General features: G+C 67.3%; 15 protein-coding genes and 1 tRNA gene. 9 read left to right on the plus strand and 7 right to left on the minus strand.

Annotated elements, in window-relative coordinates; genetic code table 11:
• Positions 1–110: 110 nt before the first annotated feature.
• Positions 111–1,094 carry an N-acetyl-D-Glu racemase DgcA gene (gene dgcA, locus C507_RS0103665; RefSeq protein ID WP_018698305.1) on the minus strand — a complete coding sequence of 328 codons (984 nt, stop codon included), beginning with the start codon at positions 1,092–1,094 and terminating at the stop codon, positions 111–113.
• Complete coding sequence (dgcN, locus tag C507_RS0103670; RefSeq protein ID WP_018698306.1) at positions 1,091–2,104, minus strand: N-acetyltransferase DgcN; 1,014 nt, start codon at positions 2,102–2,104, stop codon at positions 1,091–1,093. The genes dgcA and dgcN overlap by 4 nt, the downstream gene beginning before the upstream one ends.
• Before the next feature lie 147 nt (positions 2,105–2,251).
• Between dgcN and C507_RS0103675 the strand changes: the two genes are divergently transcribed.
• The 4 genes from C507_RS0103675 to C507_RS0103690 are packed head-to-tail and all read left to right on the plus strand — an operon-like array spanning position 2,252 to position 6,810.
• Positions 2,252–3,400, plus strand: a complete 1,149-nt coding sequence (locus C507_RS0103675; RefSeq protein ID WP_018698307.1) for an ABC transporter permease — start codon at positions 2,252–2,254, stop codon at positions 3,398–3,400.
• A 2-nt stretch (positions 3,401–3,402) separates the two neighbouring features.
• The gene (locus tag C507_RS0103680) at positions 3,403–4,230 is read left to right on the plus strand and encodes an ABC transporter ATP-binding protein (RefSeq protein ID WP_018698308.1); all 828 of its coding nucleotides are present in this window, start codon (positions 3,403–3,405) and stop codon (positions 4,228–4,230) included.
• Positions 4,231–4,236: 6 nt separating this feature from the next.
• Complete coding sequence (locus C507_RS0103685) at positions 4,237–6,165, plus strand: MlaD family protein (protein ID WP_018698309.1); 1,929 nt, start codon at positions 4,237–4,239, stop codon at positions 6,163–6,165.
• A 12-nt stretch (positions 6,166–6,177) separates the two neighbouring features.
• Entirely contained in the window at positions 6,178–6,810 is a 633-nt protein-coding gene (locus C507_RS0103690) for an ABC-type transport auxiliary lipoprotein family protein (RefSeq protein WP_018698310.1), read from the plus strand.
• A gap of 44 nt (positions 6,811–6,854) precedes the next feature.
• Here C507_RS0103690 and C507_RS0103695 read toward each other — a convergent pair whose 3' ends face one another.
• Entirely contained in the window at positions 6,855–7,907 is a 1,053-nt protein-coding gene (locus tag C507_RS0103695; RefSeq protein ID WP_026318818.1) for an imelysin family protein, read from the minus strand.
• A 254-nt stretch (positions 7,908–8,161) separates the two neighbouring features.
• On the opposite strand from C507_RS0103695, the gene C507_RS0103700 reads away from it, so the two are divergent.
• Both C507_RS0103700 and C507_RS0103705 read left to right on the plus strand, forming a co-directional pair.
• Positions 8,162–8,237: transfer RNA gene (locus tag C507_RS0103700), tRNA-Lys, on the plus strand.
• Between the two features lie 293 nt (positions 8,238–8,530).
• Positions 8,531–10,297, plus strand: a complete 1,767-nt coding sequence (locus tag C507_RS0103705; RefSeq protein ID WP_018698312.1) for a GGDEF domain-containing protein — start codon at positions 8,531–8,533, stop codon at positions 10,295–10,297.
• Here C507_RS0103705 and C507_RS0103710 read toward each other — a convergent pair.
• Positions 10,255–11,352, minus strand: coding sequence for a MerR family transcriptional regulator (locus C507_RS0103710; RefSeq protein WP_245559637.1), 1,098 nt, complete (start codon positions 11,350–11,352; stop codon positions 10,255–10,257). The genes C507_RS0103705 and C507_RS0103710 overlap by 43 nt on opposite strands.
• 281 nt (positions 11,353–11,633) lie before the next feature.
• Between C507_RS0103710 and mprF the strand changes: the two genes are divergently transcribed.
• From mprF to C507_RS0103725, 3 genes are all read left to right on the plus strand, one after another.
• Positions 11,634–14,228, plus strand: a complete 2,595-nt coding sequence (gene mprF, locus C507_RS0103715; RefSeq protein WP_245559638.1) for a bifunctional lysylphosphatidylglycerol flippase/synthetase MprF — start codon at positions 11,634–11,636, stop codon at positions 14,226–14,228.
• 121 nt (positions 14,229–14,349) lie between these two features.
• Positions 14,350–14,790, plus strand: a complete 441-nt coding sequence (gene aroQ, locus C507_RS0103720; RefSeq protein ID WP_018698315.1) for a type II 3-dehydroquinate dehydratase — start codon at positions 14,350–14,352, stop codon at positions 14,788–14,790.
• A 50-nt stretch (positions 14,791–14,840) separates the two neighbouring features.
• Complete coding sequence (locus tag C507_RS0103725; RefSeq protein ID WP_018698316.1) at positions 14,841–16,010, plus strand: Gfo/Idh/MocA family protein; 1,170 nt, start codon at positions 14,841–14,843, stop codon at positions 16,008–16,010.
• Between the two features lie 102 nt (positions 16,011–16,112).
• Here the strand turns inward: C507_RS0103725 and C507_RS22670 are convergent, their stop codons facing one another.
• From C507_RS22670 to C507_RS0103740, 3 genes are all read right to left on the minus strand, one after another.
• Positions 16,113–16,277, minus strand: coding sequence for a DUF1328 domain-containing protein (locus tag C507_RS22670; RefSeq protein ID WP_018698317.1), 165 nt, complete (start codon positions 16,275–16,277; stop codon positions 16,113–16,115).
• 159 nt (positions 16,278–16,436) lie between these two features.
• Entirely contained in the window at positions 16,437–17,222 is a 786-nt protein-coding gene (locus C507_RS0103735; RefSeq protein ID WP_018698318.1) for a response regulator, read from the minus strand.
• 483 nt (positions 17,223–17,705) lie between these two features.
• Positions 17,706–19,391 (minus strand): phospholipase D-like domain-containing protein, encoded by a 1,686-nt coding sequence (locus C507_RS0103740; protein ID WP_018698319.1) that lies wholly within the window; start codon positions 19,389–19,391, stop codon positions 17,706–17,708.
• Between the last annotated feature and the right edge of the window lie 223 nt (positions 19,392–19,614).

The raw sequence follows: 19,614 nt of genomic DNA on the forward strand, positions 1-19,614 counted from the left end.
GTCAGGCCGCCCTCCCGGAGCCGGTGAGCGCAAGCGAACTCGGCGTGAGGGATATCTTAAGACCGCAATCCCGGACGGAAAACCGCAAGTGCACTTTTCCTGGGATTGCTCTAACCCCACAGCTCCGGCTCGGGCGGGTAGAGCAGCGAGCCCTCGTAACGCAGCGCCGGTTCGCGGTCCTTTGCCAGCAGCAGCGGCCCGTCGAGGTCCACCACCGACGCCTTTTGGGCGAGCAGAACCGCCGGGGCCATCGCCAGTGACGAGGCCAGCATGCAGCCGACCATGACCTTGAGGCCGAGCCGGTCGGCCTCTTCCAGCATGAGAATCGCCTCGGTGAGGCCGCCGGCCTTGTCGAGCTTGATGTTCACCGCATCGTAGCGCGCCGTCAGCGCCTCCATTTCGGAGGCGACGTGGACGCTTTCGTCGGCACACACCGGCACCGGGTGACGCACGGTGGCGAGCAGCCCGTCGCGGTCGGCGGGCAACGGCTGCTCCACCAGTTCCACGCCTGCGTCGGCACAGGCCGTAATAGCGTCGAAGAACGTGTCCCGGCTCCACGCCTCGTTGGCATCGACGATCAGCCGGGCGTTGGGCGCGCCGGCCCGCACCGCCTTGATCCGCGCGACGTCGCCGACGCCGCCGAGCTTCACCTTCAGCAGCGGCCGGTCGGCCGCCGCCTCGGCCGCAGCCCGCATGGCGTCAGGCTCGCCGAGGCTCAGCGTGTAGGCGGTGGTCACCGGTTCCAGCCCGGCGAGGCCGGCGGCCTCGAAGGCCCGGGTGCCGGAGGTCTTGGCCTCAAGGTCGAACAGCGCGCAGTCGAGCGCGTTGCGCGCCGCGCCGGCCGGCATGTCCCGGAGAAGCGTCTGCCGGTCGAGGCCGGCGGCGATCTTCTCCGCCATGGCCTCGATGTCGGCAACGACACCGGCGACGCTCTCCGCGTAGCGCGCGTAAGGAGTGCCCTCCCCGCGCCCACGGTGTTCGCCGTCGGTGATTTCCGCAACGACCACCGTGGCTTCCGTCCGGCTCTCGCGCGAGATCCGGAACTCTCCCGCGATCGGAAAGGTGTCCACGTTGACTGTCAGCGACCGGGTCATGCGTCGGCAAAGCTCGTCTTGATTTCGGCAACGATGGTGTCGACCCCGAAGCGCACCGGGTCCGTGGCCGGCAGGTTGTGTTCGCCGGCCAGCGAATCAAGAAGCGAGCGGGCCGCCGCCTCGTCCAGCGCGGCGGTGTTCACCGCGATGCCGACGCAGCGGATCGCCGGATTGGTCAGGCTGCCGCAGCGGATCGTGAGATCGATGACCTCGCGAATCGACGGCAACGGGTGCTCCACCGCGCGCATCTTGGTGCGGGTCGGCTCGTGGCAGACCACGAACGCATCCGGCTGCGAGCCGTGCAGGAGACCGAGCGAGACGCCGGCGAACGCCGGGTGGAACAGCGACCCCTGCCCTTCCACCAGGTCCCAGTGGTCGGGTTCGGCGGCAGGCGAGATCCATTCCGCGGCACCCGAGATGAAGTCCGCGACCACCGCATCGATGGCCGCGCCGCGGCCGGAAATGAACACGCCGGTCTGGCCCGTCGCCCGGAAATCGGCGTCGAAGCCGGCATCGCGCATGGCCTTTTCCAGCGCCAGCGCCGTGTACTTCTTGCCGACCGAGCAGTCGGTACCCACTGTCAGCAGCCGCTTTCCGGGCCGCTTTGTGCCCTTGCCGGTGGCGAACTTCTCGTTGGAATGGCGCACGTCGATCAGGCGACGGCCGTTGCGTTCGGCGGCGTCGCGAATCTCCGGCACGTCGGCAAGCTTCTGGTGCAGGCCGGTGGCGACGTCCATGCCGGCGTCCAGCGCCGCGACGATCGACGACACCCAGTGCATCGGCAATTGGCCGCCGGAATTCACGGCGCCGACCACCATCGTCTTCGCGCCGGTGCGCGCCGCCTCCGCGGCGTCCATCTCCGGCAGGCCGGCATCGGCCTTGCACCCGTCCAGCCGCCACTGGCCGACGCACCACTCGCGCCGCCAGTCGACGATTCCGAGGCCGGTCTTGGCACCGAGGGCATCCGGGACATCACCCAGGAAGATGAGATACGGGTTTTCGAGTTCCATGTGCGATCCGAGATTTGGGAGGAGACACGGGAGCGCTTGCGCCTCTCGACGCGTCGTGCGCGAAACACTAACACTTCGCAAAGGGTTTGCCAGAGGCTGGCAAACCCGGTCGCACCGGTGCGAGAAACCGGACAGCAAAGGCGCGCGATGAACGTTCACCCTGCCGCCGAAACGGCGCAGCTTCATGTCGAGCATGAAAAAACGGACACGCCGGACATCATCGTCGGGGGGCCGTGGACGCTCTATCACGCGCGCACCGCAGAAGATCTCCTGGAAGACGTGTCGCTTCCCGGCGCCCAGTCCGTGACCATCGACATTGGCGGCGTCACCGAGCTGGACACCGCCGGAGCCTGGCTGATCCACAGGCTCCGGGCCGGGCTGGAGTTCCGTGGCGCCCGCGTCGAACTGTCCAACGTCGACGAACGCTTCGCGCCGCTGTTCACGGAAATCGAGAACCACGTTCCACGCCAGTGGCAGCCGCGCCGCAGCCGCTACTCCGTCCTGACGACACTGGAGGCCATCGGCCGGCAGGCCGACACCATCTTCAAGGATGCCGTGGCCGTCGTCTCGATCCTCGGCGCCTTCGGCATCGGCCTGACCGCCGCCGTCCTCAATCCCAGGCGCCTGCGCGTCATCTCGATCCTGGCCAACTTCGACCGCGCCTGCCGCGGCGCGGTGCCCATCGTGGCGCTGATGTCGTTCCTGATCGGCCTGATCATTGCCCAGCAGGGCGGCTTCTATCTGCGGCAGTTCGGGGCGGAAACCTTCGTCGTCGATCTCGTCGGGGTGCTGGTGCTGCGCGAGATGGGCGTGCTGCTGACCGCGATCATGGTCGCCGGCCGCTCCGGCAGCGCCTACACGGCCGAGATCGGCTCCATGAAGATGCGCGAGGAAATCGACGCGCTGAAGGTGCTCGGCCTCGAGCCCGTCGAGATCCTGGTGATCCCGCGGCTGATCGCGCTGATGCTGGCGCTCCCGCTTCTCACCATCGTGGCCAATCTGGCGGCCCTTTGCGGCGCCGCGCTGGTCTCCTGGGTCTACATGGCGATCCCGCCGGAGACCTTCCTGCAGCGCCTGCACGAGGCCGTCAGCATCGAGGAGCTGATGGTCGGACTGGCCAAGGGGCCGTTCATGGCGCTCATCATCGGCCTGATTGCCTGCGTGGAGGGCCTCAAGGTCGGCGGCAGCGCCGAATCGCTCGGCGAAAAGACCACGTCGTCGGTAGTGAAGGCGATCTTCATGGTCATCGTGGTCGACGGCCTGTTTGCCATCTTCTACTCGGCGATGGGGATCTGAGCATGGCCGACGAGACCATCGATCCGGCGGAGACCTCCGCACCGCTGTCCGCCGACCGGCAGGAGACCGGCGATCGCGAGGTGATCCTGCGGGCGCGCGGCGTCACCGTCGGCTTCGGCGACACGCTGATTCTCAAGGATCTCGATCTCGACGTCTATCGCGGCGAGATCCTCGGGTTCGTCGGCGGCTCCGGCACGGGCAAGTCGGTCCTGATGCGCACCATCCTGCGCCTGATGCCCAAGCGCGCCGGCACCATCGAGGTGTTCGGTCACGACCTCGACAAGCTCTCCACGTCCGACCTGTCCGACCTGGAACAGCGCTGGGGTGTCCTGTTCCAGATGGGCGCCCTGTTCTCCTCCCTCACGGTGAAGCAGAACATCCAGGTGCCCATGCGCGAACACCTGGATCTGAGCCAGCGCCTGATGGACGAACTGGCGCTGCTTAAGCTCGAACTCGTTGGACTTCCGCGCGAATCGGCCGACAAATTCCCTTCGGAACTGTCCGGCGGCATGATCAAGCGCGCCAGCCTCGCCCGGGCCCTCGCCCTCGACCCGCAGCTTGTCTTCCTCGACGAGCCGACGTCGGGACTGGACCCGATCGGCGCCGGCGATTTTGATGAGCTGATCGGAAATCTGCGCGACACACTGGGTCTAACGGTCTACATGGTCACTCATGACCTCGACAGCCTCCACACGGCCTGCGACCGTATTGCGGTCCTTGGGGAGAAGCGCGTCCTTTTGACGGGAACGATCCACGACATGCTCCAGTCCGACCATCCCTGGGTGAAGTCGTACTTCCACGGCGCCCGCGGCCGGAAGCTGATGGGCTGAGGCCGGATGGAAACGCGCGCCAACTATGTTGCGGTGGGACTGTTCGTGCTGGTGGTGCTCACCGGAGCGCTCGGATTCGTCTACTGGCTCTATTCCACCGGCAACACGACCCAGCGCACCCCGATCGAAATCCTGTTCGACGATCCCGTCACCGGCCTGTCGGTCGGCAGCCCCGTCGTGTTCAACGGCATCCGCATCGGCGAGGTCTCGCAGCTCGGCTTCGTGAGCCCGGATTCGCCGACGGTGCTGGCCCGCGCGCAGGTCGATCGCAACGCGCCTCTGAAGACTGACACAAAGGCCGAACTCGGCGTGCAAGGCCTGACCGGCGTCTCCTATGTCTCGCTGTCCGGCGGCAAGCGTGATTCCCCGTCCCTCTTCGCCGGCGACGAGATTCCGGAGATCACCGCCCAGCGCTCGGCCATCCAGGACCTGCTGCAGGGCGCCCGCAGCATTCTGGAGAAGACCGACAGCACGATTGCGAACATCAATGCGCTGGTCGACGAGAACAAGGACAAGATCTCCCGCACCGTCTCCAACGTGGAGACCTTCTCGCAGGCGCTGGCGCAGAATTCCGACAAGATCGACCGGCTTCTCGTCGACATCAGCGACGCCGGCGCGGCCATCGCCAACGTGGCCCCGCACGTGGAATCCCTCGTCTCTCGCGCCGACACCCTCGTCGCGGAGGTCCAGCCCGAGGATGTCCGCCGTATCGTCGGCAACGTGACCGAGTTCACCGACCGGCTCGGCGAGTTCAGCGGCAACGTCACCCAGGTCGTCGACGCCGTGACGGCCGCCGCGACCGACCTGCAACAGTTCGCGTCCGGTCTGAACGTCTCGCTTCAGGACGTCGACACTCTGATCAAGTCGGTCGACCCGGAGACGGTGAAGTCCATCTTTGCCCAGGTGAACGACGTGGCGACCGTTCTCGGCGGCCGCAGTCAGGACATCGACCAGTTCATCGCCGATGCACGCTCCAGTGCGGACAATGTCCGCAGCCTGTCGGAAACGCTGCGCGATCAGCGTCAGGACATTCAGCAGATCATCGCCTCCACCCGCAGCGTCACGGAGCGCGCCGACACGCTGGTCGGCAGCCTGCAGCCCGCCGCCGAGCAGATCGGACGCGTTGCTGCTGCCGTAAATCCGGAGGCCATCGGCCAGATCGTCGAGCAGGTGCAGTCGCTGTCCGCCGTTCTCGGCGGCCGCAGCCAGGACATCGACCGCTTCATCGCCGACGCCTCGGCGAGCGCGCAGAATGTGCGCACGGTCACCCAGTCCTTCGCCGAGCAGAACGAGGACATCCAGCAGATCATCGCTTCCACCCGCAGTGTCACCAGCCGGGCCGATACCTTCATCGCCAGCCTGCAGCCGGCGGCGGAACAGCTCGATACGCTGATGGGGGCGGTGGACACCGCAAAGGTTCAGGCGATCGTCGACAACGTGCGCCAGGTCAGCCAGGCCATCGCCGACCGCTCCGGCGACATCACCTCCATCATCGTCGATGCCAAGGACACCGCGGCCAGCGCCCGGGCCTTCGCAGACCGCCTCGACGCCCAGAAGGAGACCGTCGACCAGGTTGCCCAGAACGCGCGGGAGATCTCCGACAAGCTCAATGCCGCCTCCACCCGCGTGAACCAGATCGTCGACAATGTCGGCACCATGGTCGAGGGTGACGGCCAGGGCCTGATCAAGGAGGCCACCGAGGCCGCCCGCGCCATCAAGGTGGTCGCTCAGGCCTTCGAGAGCCGCGCCGGCACCATCTCTTCCGGGCTGGAGCGCTTCTCCACCACAGGCGTCGACGATTTCCGCGGCGTGATGACCCAGGCGCGGCAGACGCTGCAGGAGATCGAGCGTGCCTTCTCCAACATCGACCGGGACCCCAGCCGCGTGATCTTCGGCGGGCCGAACGGTCCGCGTTACCAGCCGCAGCGACGCTAGGAAGTGACAGCGATGGCCGAGCATCCGACCCACCGACCGAGTTTGCGCGGCCTGCGCCGGGCGCTTCTCGTGCCGATGCTGGCGGCCGGTCTCTCCGCCTGCGCGAGCTTCGGCGGCGGCGGGTCGGTGGAGGCGATCTACACCCTCTCCGCTCCGGAAGAGATTTCCGACCTCAGCGGCCGTTCCAGCGCGCAGATCCTGGTCGCCACGCCGCTGGCGCTTGAGGCGCTCAACACCAATCTGATCGCCGTCCGGCCGGGGCCCTCCACCCTCTCCTACTATCCCAACGTCCAGTGGGCGGACCGGCTGCCGAACGTCTTCCAGGCCGTGCTCGCCAATGCGTTCGAGAACACCGGCCGCGTGAAGGCCGTGGGCCTGCCGGGCCAAAGCCTGCTGATCAACTACCAGATCGTCAGCGAGATCCGCGCCTTCCAGGCAGAGACCACCGGCAGCGATTCCGCCGTGGTCGAGGTCTCCGTGAAGATCCTCGACGATCGAAACGGCCGGGTGCGCTCAAGCCGCGTCTTCCGCGCCACCCAGCCGATTTCGGGCGATGCGGTCGCAACCGCCGTGGGCGGTCTGGAGAAGGCCAACAAGGCCATCGTCGAAGAAATCGTCCGCTGGACGCTGGCCACCCTCGGCTGACCCGGTCCTGGCATCGCTCAGTTTCGGGCCGGGCCGGCCTCTCCTCAGTTGTCCTGCCCGCCATCCTGCCCCTGATCGAGCCCGGCCAGAAGGTCGGACGCGGCCTTGCGCGCGGCTTCCAGTTCGCCGGCCGCGGCCGCGATCTGTTCCAGCTGGTCGTCTTCCAGGTCGTCGCCGTCATCCAGTTCGATGGCAGCAAGCGCCTCGCCTGCCGCTGCCGCGGCGTTGCCCGCGGCCGACGCGAGGTCGCTGGCCGGTGCCTGTGCCGCCTCCGCCAGATCCGTTGCCTGCATGAACTGGGAGAGACCGCGAACCTCGGCGCGCAGATAGAGAATCACCAGCGCCTGACGGTCGAACGGGCCGCTCACGCCGTCGTCGGCGTCGGGCCGCATGGATGCCAGCCGCTCTTCCGCTGCCGACACCCCCCGCATGAAGGTACCGACCACCTCCCGCAGCGCCGCATCGGCCCTGCGGTAGGCCGGGTTGTCGGCCGCCGGCGTCGCCAGCCAGTCACCGTAACCGCCGTCCTTCGCCCAATCGGAATCGAGCGCGGTGGAGATCGCCTTCACGTTCGCGGCGACCAGGCCGGCGAAGCGGCACGATTCGATGAAGCGGTCGCTGCCCGGCTCCGCCGGCGCCGCGAGAATCAGCCGCTCGAAGGCCGGCAGGCCCTGGATCTGGGGGGATTCCTGGGCCAGCGCGCCGACGTCTTCCGGGCCCGACTTCGACCCGTCCTGGCCGGCAATCGGCGCGGGCTCCTCGCCCGCGGCTCCGCCATCGCTGCTGGGAACCGGCGTCTTCAACCGCTCCAGCCGGCGATTGATGCCCGCCGGGCCGAAATCGAGGAACGCCACCGCGCCCAACGCCTGCACCGTGCGCTGGAAGCTCTCGTCGACGGCGCCGCGCGTGGTGTCGGACGGATTGGCGCAATAGCGCACCGTGGCGGCCTGCAGCGCGTTCGCCGCGTCGGCGAGCGCCGCATAGCCCGGCCGGATATAGCCCTCGACCACGCCCGAGAGCATCGCTTCGATGGGTCTGTTGAACTGCGGCGCATCGGACGCGGACGTGGGCCCCGGCCAGGCCAGACCCGCAGCCACGACTAGCGCCCAGACCCCCGTCCGCCCCCGCACTACCGCCCAATTCCCCACACGCGTCACGGTGCACCCAATTCTGCGGTTCCAATCCCCACCTGTTCTAGACGAAAAGCCGGCACCGGGAGAAGCAGGGCTTTTGCGGGGCCGGTCTCATCCGCACCTGCCTGTCCGTGCCGGCCGCCGCCCTGTGGAAAAACAATGATCGGTTCACCCCCCTTGCGCGGCGGCGCTCTGCCCCCTATACGGAGGGCCTTCTCGGGCGCATAGCTCAGTTGGTAGAGCAGCTGACTCTTAATCAGCGGGTCCAAGGTTCGAGTCCTTGTGCGCCCACCATTCCCTTCCGAGAAACCGATCTGACGCCACCGGGCACCGCGGCTGCCATCCGGCCCGACCCGGTGCGCCCGCGCGTCTGCGCCGTCCTGCCCGCCACCCGGAGGCGGCCGCGGCGCCTGACCTGTGACGCTATTCCGCCTGTGCTGACAGGGCCTTGGGCCGATGGCGAACGACGGACCGGCAGGCCTCACGCAAGCTTCAGCGCCTATCACCGAATCAGCCTTGTCCATCGCCCCACGACCGAACTGCGCGGCCGCCAGGTCCGCGACAGCCGGCGGCATGAAAATCTGACCATGAGTTCCCGGTCTTCCCAGTCCAGCCGTGCTCTGAACAGGCCGGAGAGCCTCGCGCGAGCGGGCCGGGGCAAGCACGGGAGCCGCAGACTGAGCCGGAACCTGTTCGCCGACACGGGCTTCCGGCGGAGCGCGGCGCTCTGGTTCATCGCCTTCTTTGTCGTGTCCTCCCTGACCGCCGGTATCAGCGTCGCCTTCGTCCACGCGGGCGAGAAGTCCCGCCGGCTGGCCGAACTCAAGGCGACGGAGCTCGGCATCGCCTTTGCGCAAATGGGGGCGGTTCGCGAGCGACTGAGCCTGATCCGCTCTGACGTCCTGTTCTTGCGGGAGATGTACGAGATGGAGCTCGTGCAGTGGGACGGCGAGGCAAACCCGATCATCGCCGAGGAATTTCGCGCCTTCTCCCGCACGCGGGAGGTCTACGACCAGATTCGCGTGATTCTCGAAGCCGGCGTGGAGTCCTTGCGCATCAACCTGAATGGCAGGTCTCCGATTATCGTGGCGCAGGACCGGCTCCAGGACGTCTCCGGCACCCCGTACATGCATGCTGCAGCCCGGCTCAACTACGGTGACATCTTCGTCTCCCGGCTCGACTTGACGGAAGATCACGGTCAGATCCTGCTGCCGTTCCGACCGACGATCCGCATCGCCACACCACTGCGCAATCCGGAGGGCGGCCGGCTCGGCTACCTTGTGCTGAACTACCTCGCGTCCTTGATGCTGACAGCCGTGGAGGCAGCCGCCGACCTGTCCAACGGCGACCCGATGATGCTCAACGCCGAGGGCTTCTGGTTGGTCTCGAACGGCCCGCTGAAATGGGGCTTCATGTTTGACGACCGCAGCGAAGAGCGAATGGCCGCACGGCTTCCCCGGACGTGGGCCGCCCTGCAGGCCGACACGAGTGGCCAGGTTCTCACCGACGAGGGCCTGTTCACCTACAGCGCAATCGACCCGGTCAAAGATATCATGTCCGGCGTGGGCGACTTCGAGGGCTTTGCCAGCCCCCGCGCCTCGGCATCCGTGCGCGGCAACGGTCAGCTCTGGTATGTCGGCACCTTCATCGACCGCGAGGCGCTCGAAAAGCTGGTTGGAGAACCGTCATCGGCCTCGCTTTTCTATGGCGGCCTTATCATGGTGCTCTGTGCTGCGGGATCCGCGGCCGCGGCCTTCGCCATCGCCGAGGCCGCGCAATACAGGAAGATGCTGGAGCGTCTGGCGACATACGACAACCTGACCGGACTGCCGAACCGGCGAGCGCTGGAGGAGCGACTCCAGGCCGATATCAGACGCAGCCTTCAGACCGGCCACCCGGTGATGGTGGGTTTCGTCGACATCGACGGTTTCAAGCAGATCAACGACGAGCTCGGCCACTCCGCCGGTGACGCAGCGCTGTCGGAAATCGCCGCCGTCATCGACACGGCGCTGCGCGACTACGATGCGGCGACACGCATGGCGACGGAACCTCCGCGCAGCGAGCCAATGGCGGCGCGCATCGGGGGCGACGAGTTCGTCATTGTGCTGCCTGACCCGGCCGGAATCGAATCGTCAGCACTCTTCGTCCGCCTCGTAAGGGAAATCGACAGTCTTTCCTGGTCCGATCACACCGTGAGTGCCAGCGTCGGCATTGCCACCTTCCCGAACCACGGCGCAACGTGGGACCAGGTGCTGAAGCGGGCCGACCAGGCGATGTACGAGGCCAAGGCCGCCGGCAAGAACCAGATCGTTCAGGCCGGTGGCACATCCCAATCGGTGACGGCCGAAGCCTGAGTGCTCCCGCAACCGACCGCGCCACCTCGCGGCGCGCCGGCATCCGGTTCCGGCGGGCGCCATGCGATCACACCGGCGGTTCGCGCCCGCACCTCCGGCGTTGCCAGGCAACTCGCCACCCCTTCATACCCCCTGCCTCCCGGGACGGGCTGAACCAGCAACGGCGGCGCGTGGTTGGCTGGACAGAAGACGATCCCCTCGCCTTCTCCGACTGCAGCCAGGTCGAGGACCGCGCTGGACCGGGTAAGCGCGAACACCGGCCGCCGGATCGAAGCACGCATCTTCAGGAAACCGGCGATGGCTTCCTGGGTGGGGGCGTCGAGATCCTGCTCGACCATGTCGATGACCAGCGCCGTGGCGTCGGGGTGTTCCAGGGCGTCGACCAGGCAGGCCAGCGCGTGGCTCGCATTCGCCCCTTCGCCGTCGAGCCACTCCAGCCCCCGCTCGACCCGTTCGGCACGCGCGGGATCGGCCTTGTGCCGCTGATGAAGGGCATCCGCGCTGATCTCCGCCCGGTCGAGACCGGAGAAGACCGCTCCCGGCCACGCGTCCGCAATCCGGCGCGCAAGCCGCGTCTTGCCGCTCCCCAGCGGTCCGACGATGTAGGTCAGCGGCCTCACGGCGGCCAGCTCGAAGCGTTCCCCGCCCCACGGCCACGGAAGATCGAAGGCGAGCCGCGGAGCGGTGTGCTCAACCACGATGGCCGTGAGCTCGCCGGCATCCGGTCTCCGGCCGGAAGCGATGTCACGCCGAAGGGCCTGCACGCGCGCGATCTGTTCGCCCACGTCTTCCAACCGCGCCGAGAGCGTCTCCGCATGGTGGGCGAGCGCCGCGTCCATGGCGTCGGTCTCGCCCGCTAGAATGTCGCCGACGCTCGCGAGCGAGAAGCCGAGGCCACGCAGGGTCGCGATGTCGCGGAGCCGCTCCCGTTCGTCGGGTCCGTACACCCGCCATCCGGCCTCCGTGCGGGCGGGCGCGATCAGCCCCCGCTGTTCATAAATCTTGAGCGCCTTGACCGACACGCCCGTGCGCCGGGCGGCTTCGGCCACGGTCACGTACTCTTCCGTGCAATTCATGAAACACCCTCCGGCAACGTCTGTGTCGGCCCCTTCATGGGGGGCGGCCCCAGGGGCCGGGTCAAGCCTGGACACGCGCTGCCTGCATCGTGAGCAAGCATGCTTCCGTTGACGGGATCGAGGGCGTATTGATTGCCGACCATATAACCGAGGCGGTGTCCGGTCGCGCAGCGCAGCAAGCGGCGTTCGGGACCTGAAACCCGCCCGCCATCCATCGAGCATGCCGTGACCCGTCGACCGCATCGCGCCCAGGTAGCCCAGTGACGACCGCTGCGCCGACGTTGAAGGACCGGCTCCTTTCCATCGTACAGAACGCCCGGGTCCGGCAGGTTGCCGGCTCCGTTCTGCTCGTGGTGGTGCTGGTTCTGATTGCCGTCGCGATCCACGATCTGGCCCGCGATGTCAGCTACACCGATGTCGTCCGGGCAGTCTCGCGGGTCACCTGGATCGATCTTGCCTGGGCGCTGCTGTTCTCCGCCGCAAGCTTCTTTGCGTTGAGCTTCTACGACGTCTCCGGACTGCAGTTCGCCGGTCATCGCATCGGCTATGGCCAGGTGCTCCTGACGTCCTTCTGCGCCTACGCGGTCGGCAACACGGCCGGGTTCGGGCCGCTGTCCGGCGGAGCGGTGCGCTACCGCTTCTACACGCCGCTGGGCCTGCGGCCGGAGGAAATCGCCAAGGTCATTGGCTTCATCACCGCCGGGTTCGGGCTCGGCGTGGCCATGACCGGTGCGCTCGGCGCCATCTTCGCCGCGCCCATGATGGCGCACGAGATCCCGCTGTCGCCGCTCATGCTGCAGGTTCTCGGCGGCGTCGTGCTCGTTCTGGTGTGCATCCCCGTGGTTCTGGCCGCGCGACGCGAGCCGACCATGCGGTTGTGGACCTGGACGGTCACTCTTCCGTCCGCCGGGCTGCTCCTGCGCCAGCTCTTCATCGCCTTCATCGAGATCGTCTTTTCCGGTGCCGTCCTGTGGGTGCTGCTGCCGCCCGACTCCATCGGCTTCGCGCCCTTCATCGCCATCTACAGCGTGGCGCTGGGCCTCGCGGTTCTCAGCCACATCCCCGCCGGCCTCGGCGTGTTCGAGACGATCATCGTCTCCGCGCTCATCGGCACGGTGCCGGTCGACCGGACGCTCGCCGCCCTGGTCCTGTTCCGGATCGTCTACTACGCGCTGCCGCTCGGCCTCGCCGCTGTCCTGATCGTGTCGCTGGAGGCACGGCGCGCTGCGGCCGGCATTGCCGCCTCGTCGCTGGTCTCTTCGGTCGGCCGGCTCGTTCCGAGCGTTGTTGCGACCCTGTCCTTCATCACCGGCGCGATGCTCGTGCTGTCCGGCCTGACCCCCACCTCGCCGGCGCGGCTGGACCTCCTGTCCGACTGGCTGCCGATCTTCGTGCTGGAGGGCGCCCACTTCCTGTCCAGCATCCTCGGCATGGTGCTGATCGTGTCGTCGCGCGGCCTCCTGTTCCGGCTCGACGGGGCGTGGTGGGTCACCACCGTCGCGGCCGCTGCGGCTCTCGTGTTCAGCCCGCTGAAGGCGCTGGCCTGGAGCGAGGCGCTGGTGCTCGGCCTGCTTCTGGGAACGCTGCTCCTATCGCGGGCGGAATTCGGTCGCCGCTCCACGCTGCTTCACGAAAGCCTCAGCTGGCGCTGGTCTCTGGCCGTCGCAACCGTGCTCGTCGGCTGCGTGGCCGTGATGCTCTTCGCCTATCGCGACGTGGCCTACACCACCGAGCTCTGGTGGCAGTTCGAGTTTTCCTCGTCGACGCCCCGCAGCCTGCGTGCGGCCATGGGCATCGCGCTGGCCACCACCCTGTTTTCCATCTGGACGCTGACAAGGCCCTCGTCCGGACCGTCGGCATTGCCGGAGCCCGACGAGATCGCCCGCGCGGTGGCGATCGTCGAAGCGCAGCCGAACCCGGAGGCGAACCTCGTCCGGATGGCCGACAAGAGCCTGCTCTTCTCCGAGGATGGCAGCGCCTTCATCATGTTCGCCCGGCAGCGCCGCTCGTGGATCGCGCTCTACGATCCCGTCGGCCCGAAGGACGCCTGGCCCGGACTGGTCTGGTCCTTCGTCGAGCTCGCCCGCCAGCACGGCGGCCGGGCCGTCTTCTACGAGGTCGGCCCCGACAGTCTCGCCCTTTATGCCGACGCAGGCCTGACCGCTTTCCGGCTCGGGGAGTATGCCCGCGTTCCGCTGGCCGATTTCACGCTGGACGGGTCGAAGCGCGCCAAGCTGCGCACCGCCTATCGCAAGGGCGAGAAGCTCGGCCTCTCCGTTGAGATCGTCGAACCCGACCGGGTGCCCGACCTGTTCGACGAGCTCCGCGAGGTCTCCGCGACCTGGCTGTCCCACCACAAGGCGCGGGAGAAGAAGTTCTCGCTCGGCGCCATGGAGGCGGACTATGTGGCGACCCAGCCGGTGGCCATCGTTCGCGAAGCGGAGCGGATCGTCGGTTTCGCCTCAATCCTGAGGACCGAGATCGGCGCGCAGATCTCCATCGACCTGATGCGGGTCCTGCCCGACGCTCCGAACGGCACGATGGACTATCTCTTCCTCGATTTGATGCTGCGTGCCAAGGCCGACGGGATCGCCTGGTTCGGTCTCGGCATGGCGCCGCTGGCCGGTTTCACCGAAAGCGGGCGCCGCTCCATCTGGGACCGCGTCGGCCGCGCCGTCTACGATCACGGCGAACGCTTCTACCATTTTCGGGGACTGCGCAGCTTCAAGGACAAGTTCGCGCCGGAGTGGGAGCCACGCTACATGGTGGTATCCGGCGGCATCAATCCGCTGTTCGCGCTGGCGGACGTCACTGTCCTCATCGGCGGCGGCGTGCGCGGCGTCGTCTCCAAATAGGCGCAGACCCGTGCGCGCTGCCCCCGTGGCGCCATGGCCTCCCGGGCGGTAGGATCGGCACGCCTGTCGCCGGTCCCGGCGGCCCCGCCCGCTCAGCCCGCAAGCCCGAGGATCCGAGTTCATGCCGCACCTGGTCGACATTCTCAACGGCCCGAACCTGAACCTGCTGGGCCAGCGCGAGCCGGAGATCTACGGACGCGACTCCCTGGCCGACATCGAGGCCGCGTGCCGCGCGCTGGCCGGCGAACTCGGACTGGACATCCGCTTCCGCCAGTCCAACTCGGAGGGAACGCTGGTCGACTGGATCCAGGAGGCGCGCACCAGCGCCGCCGGCATCGTCATCAACCCGGCGGCCTATTCGCATACCTCCGTGGCGCTTCTCGACGCGCTGTCGGCCTGCGAGTGCCCGGTGATCGAGGTGCATCTGTCCAACATCCACCGGCGCGAGAGCTTCCGCCACCACTCCTACGTGTCGGCGCGGGCCGACGGCGTCATCGTCGGCTGCGGCGCACAGGGCTACGATCTGGCCCTGCGGCGCCTGGCGAGGCTCATCGACGGCTGATCCGGCCGGTTCGGGCCGGGCGGCGTATCGGCAACCATCGGGAGGGACTGATGGACATCGAAGGACACCGCGACCACCTCGCCGCGCGCATCCGGCTCGGCATGGTCGGCGGCGGACAGGACGCCTTCATCGGCGCGGTCCATCGCATCGCCGCGCGGCTGGACGATGCCTACGTGCTGGTGGCAGGCGCGCTGTCCTCCACGCCCGAACGGGCGCGTCGGTCCGGCCACGATCTCGGCCTGGCCGAGGACCGGATCTACGCCGACTTCGCGGAGATGGCCGAGCGTGAGGCCGCCCGGCCGGACGGCATCGAGGCGGTGGCGATCGTCACCCCGAACCACCTCCACGCCGATATCGCGGTCGCCTTCCTGGCGCGCGGCATCCACGTCATCTGCGACAAGCCCCTCGCCGCCTCGCTCGCCGAGGGGCGGCGCATCGCCGACGCGGTCGCGGACAGCGGCAGGGTCTTCGCCCTCACCCACACCTATGCCGGCTACCCGATGGTCCGGCATGCCCGGCAGCTGGTCGCCGACGGAAGTCTCGGCCGGATCCGCGTGGTCCGCGCCGACTATGCCCAGGACTGGCTGGCCGAGCCGCTGGAGACCTCCGGCCACAAGCAGGCCGGCTGGCGTACCGACCCGGCTCGCGCCGGTTCCGGTGGCTCCATCGGCGACATCGGCACGCATGCCTTTCATCTCGTCCGATTCGTTTCCGGGCTCCGCGTCACTGCCCTCGCCGCCGACCTCGCCAGCTTCGTGGAGGGCCGCCGCGTCGACGACAACGCGCACGTTCTTCTCCGGCTCGAGGACGGCGCCCGCGGCGTCCTGACGGCGAGCCAGGTGGCCGTCGGCAACGAGAACAGTCTGCGGCTGGAGGTCTACGGCACGAAAGGCGGGCTGACGTGGCAGCAGGAGGATCCCAATCGGCTCGTGTTCACCCCGCTCGGCGAGCCGGCGCGCATCCTGACCCGGAACGGCGCCGGTGGCGTGGCGGCCGCCCAACGGCTGACGCGGGTGCCAGCCGGCCATCCCGAAGGCTATCTGGAGGCCTTCGCCAATCTCTACGGCGAGGCGGCGGTCGCCATCCGCGCGGCCCGGGGCGGCCCGTCGCCCGATCCGGCCAGTTGCTTCCCCACCGTCGACGACGGGCTGGAGGGGCTTGCCTTCATCGAGGCGTGCGTCGCCTCCAGTCGTCGGGACGCGGGCTGGGTGTCGCTCTGACCGGCAGACGGTATCCGGGATCCTGACCGCGACCACAACGCAAAACCGGCCGAACGCTTGGCGTCCGGCCGGTTTCGCAGGATGGTTTAGGTGGTCGGGCCGTCAGGCCCGTCGCACCAGATGCATGATCACCGAGATCACCAGGGCGATCAGGAAGATGAAGAAGAGGATCTGAGCGATGCTGGCCGAAGCGCCGGCAATACCGCCAAATCCGAGAACGCCGGCGATGATCGCGACGACGAGGAAAATCAGGGCCCATTTAAGCATTGTCGTTCCTTCCTCTCAAAGAAGCCGTTTCGACAAGCTGAACGCGGTTCTTCGGAAAAAGTTCTGCTCTCAACTGAAATTCGCCACAGAAAAGCACGAATTCTGCCCGGAAAGCACAAAGAGCCGGCAAGTCCGGGACGGTATCCCTGCGGGGTGCCGTCAGCGCGGCTGCGACGAGCTGCCCTGGCGGTGCAGATACAGCACCTCGCCGATCGTGGATCGCAACGCCGACATTTCGAAGGGCTTGGTCACCAGGTGGACGTTTCGGCCCGTCGCTTCTCTGACCAGCATGTGCGGGAACGCTGTGACGAAGATCACCGGGGCTTCCACCTCATCGATGAAATCGTTGACGGCCTCGATGCCCGAGCTGTCGTCGGCGAGCTGGACGTCGGCAAGAATCAGGCCCGGATCGAGCTTTCGCGCCAGCATGACGGCCTCCCTCCGGGTGCGCGCCACGCCGATCACCTCGTGACCAAGCGATTCCACGAACGACTCCATATCAAGCGCGATGATGGGGTCGTCTTCGATGATCAGCACCGAAGTGGCCGGCTGCTTGCGCATTTCCGCTGCGGCGTCGCGTAGAAAGCCGTCCATCTCATCTTTCGATACGTTCATGATGTCCGCCGCCTCGGGCACGGAAAAATTACCGACCGAGGTCAGCAGCGCCGCTGTCCGGGCCTCGCTGGACCCGGCCTCTTGGCGGGTGTCGGATGGCTCGTTGATCCGCCCCTCGCCTCCCCTCCGAGCCAGGGAGCGCAGCACGGCACGAAACAGGGCGGATTTCATGGCAGCGGATGTGGCCGGCGGCTCCGGCGCGGTCTCGACCATCTCAACGACGGTGTCGACACGGTGAGTGTCTACGCGTTCGTCCACCCTGCCCTTGAGAGCCTGCACAAACTGACGGAGCGATGGAAGGTGTGGCGCAATCAGGTCGGCGACCGACATGCTACTCGTCTCTACATTTCCCGGACCACCATCGCAGACCCTCCCAAGCTGCAACATATGTGAACGCGAACGCCTGACTGGGTATCAGGTTCCCTGCGCATTAAACTTTATTAAACGGAACGAAAGAAAATGGCGTTCGTTGATCTCCCAAACGCGTGCCGCTCACAACGCGTAAGGTTAGACATGAGACATGATCGAGAATCCAAGACGAAACTGACGACTCCGGACTATCGCAGGACCCGGACAGGCCATGTGTCGGGTATCCGCGACCAGGATACGGGCTTTGACATGAACTTGCAGTCGCATATCGGCCGCAGCCTGCGTCATGTTTACGAACCGGAGCTTTCATCAAGTCTGCCGCAGGAGATGCTCTCCTTGCTCAGGCCACTCGATGACATTCCTTCCGGTGGGCCTCGGTCTTGAGACGAAGGCCCGCCCGACTGCCTCTACCCACTCCTTCCGCACCGGATTGCATACCGGGGGTCACAGGTAGACCTCCGGTATGAAGCGCTGAAACCGCGCGAAGCGTCGGGCCGCGCCCAGTTTGTAGGGCACGATGAACCCGTTGCGCTCCTCCGGGTCGAGGTGAACATTCTCCATCGCCACCCGCGCCCACAACTGCAAGGCCGATGGCGGCGTCGCCTCATAGGCCCGGCCCAGATGATGTGAGAACAGGGTTTCGCGAAACTCGCGAATCCCGGGATCGTCGCGCCAGTCCAGAGCGGCCTCCGTATCCATTCTCAGGCTGCGCCCGTTCAGGTTGGCGGAGCCCACGATCGCGCGATCGTCGTCGGCGATCATCACCTTGGAATGCGGATAGACGATCCCGCTTCCGAACGCCTTCGCCCGCCCGGTCACGTTGGGTTCTGCGGGCGCCCGCCTCACCAGCGAAAACACGCCGACACGGTCTCCGCCATGCTTCAGCAGCCGGCGGACCGCCTTGACCTGCAGCCATTCTCCGAACCGCATTTCCGGCCCGGTCTTGTTTTCGAAGGCCACCATGTCCGGAGCCATCGGCAGCAGCAGAATGACTTCCAGCTCCGGCCTGTCCCGCATCCGCGCTCCGATCTCGTCGGCGATCCGGCGCAGCCTGAAGAACTGGTTCTCCATGTAGAGAAGCCTTTCCGCCGAACGGATCGTATCGATGACGGTGTCCTCGATCTCCGTGACCACCGGCTCGGGCGTGATGGCAAATGCGCCGCGCCGCACCACCGACCCGGTGCGAACGAAGCGCGCACTCGCCTCCCCGTCGCCCGACAAGGTGGGTCCATCCTCGGCGGCGGCCTCGGCCGGCTCGATCGGCTGCGGTACCGTCTGGCGGTCATGGCCCGGAGGAAGATGCAACCCCGCCACCGGGTCTCCGCCGCCATAGCGGATGACTTCCCGGTTCCAAAGCTCGACGAAATGGCGCTCGGCATCCCGGGCCACCGGTCCGTGCACCCTGAGGCTGACGTCGTGCCAGGTCTGGTCGGTCGGCTGGCGGTGTTCGGGATCGTCGTAGCGGCGCTCATCGATGTCGATGCCACCGACCACCGCCGTCTCGCCATCCACCACCATCACCTTCTGATGATGGGTGGCCGGCCACATCCGCGCCGGCGGCAGGAAACGCGGACGATGCTCGGCCATCGTGTAGGCGACGCCGGGATAGGTGGATGCGTCGGGAAAGTCGCGCACCAGCTTGGACAGTTTCGGACGCATCGCGAACCAGAGCAGCCAGCGCGCGGCGGCCCCCATCTCGCCCTCGTGCAGCGCGATCAGCAGGTCGATGGACCCGGGCGTATCCTCGGGCAACTGCTGCGCCCGCTCGATCAGGCGCTGCCCGTTGTGCCAGCCAAGGCGGTGGAGCTCATGCGCCATCACCGGCTCGAAGTCGGACAGGAGCGCGCGCACCGCCACGCCGCGCTTCGCGGCGTCGATCAGAATGTCGCCCCAGTCACGGAAGCCGCGCTGCCGCGCCTCCTCGGAGCGGGCACGGGTTGCCGGATCGAAGATGCGGAACGCGAGATGGGCGGTCCTTTGGGCGCCGATGACCATCTCTTCCATGATCGGGTAGGCTGTGCTCGCCTCGATCAGCGGCTTGATATCGCCCGCAGGACGGAGCGGCGCGGAAGGCCCGAAGCCGGGAGCCCGGTCGCCCGGGCCGTCGGCGTGGCGCCGTTTGATGGGCATGGGTAGGACGGCATCGCCTGGGGCAGCCGTTCCCCCGTTTCCTGAGCCGGGCGCAAGCGCCTCCTGCCGAACCATTCTAGCCCCCTTGAACCGGTCGCGCTCGGCGAACTGCGGACGGTCTGCCCGATCCTCGCGCATTCGCATCGGTAACGCACGATAAACCAATCCGTTTCGCAGGCGGCGCACGCGCGGAACCGGTTTTCGGACGCTCACGTTCCTCCAC

The sequence above is a fragment of the Amorphus coralli DSM 19760 genome, assembly GCF_000374525.1.
Lineage (GTDB): Bacteria > Pseudomonadota > Alphaproteobacteria > Rhizobiales > Amorphaceae > Amorphus > Amorphus coralli.

Coding starts and splice junctions, on each gene's coding strand:
- C507_RS0103675 (WP_018698307.1), top strand. CDS start 2,252: ATGAACGTTCACCCTGCCGCCGAAACGGCGCAGCTTCATGTCGAGCAT.
- dgcA (WP_018698305.1), bottom strand. CDS start 1,094: ATGACCCGGTCGCTGACAGTCAACGTGGACACCTTTCCGATCGCGGGA.
- C507_RS0103680 (WP_018698308.1), top strand. CDS start 3,403: ATGGCCGACGAGACCATCGATCCGGCGGAGACCTCCGCACCGCTGTCC.
- dgcN (WP_018698306.1), bottom strand. CDS start 2,104: ATGGAACTCGAAAACCCGTATCTCATCTTCCTGGGTGATGTCCCGGAT.
- aroQ (WP_018698315.1), top strand. CDS start 14,350: ATGCCGCACCTGGTCGACATTCTCAACGGCCCGAACCTGAACCTGCTG.
- C507_RS0103740 (WP_018698319.1), bottom strand. CDS start 19,391: ATGCCCATCAAACGGCGCCACGCCGACGGCCCGGGCGACCGGGCTCCC.
- C507_RS0103685 (WP_018698309.1), top strand. CDS start 4,237: ATGGAAACGCGCGCCAACTATGTTGCGGTGGGACTGTTCGTGCTGGTG.
- C507_RS22670 (WP_018698317.1), bottom strand. CDS start 16,277: ATGCTTAAATGGGCCCTGATTTTCCTCGTCGTCGCGATCATCGCCGGC.
- C507_RS0103705 (WP_018698312.1), top strand. CDS start 8,531: ATGAGTTCCCGGTCTTCCCAGTCCAGCCGTGCTCTGAACAGGCCGGAG.
- C507_RS0103690 (WP_018698310.1), top strand. CDS start 6,178: ATGGCCGAGCATCCGACCCACCGACCGAGTTTGCGCGGCCTGCGCCGG.
- C507_RS0103735 (WP_018698318.1), bottom strand. CDS start 17,222: ATGTCGGTCGCCGACCTGATTGCGCCACACCTTCCATCGCTCCGTCAG.
- C507_RS0103725 (WP_018698316.1), top strand. CDS start 14,841: ATGGACATCGAAGGACACCGCGACCACCTCGCCGCGCGCATCCGGCTC.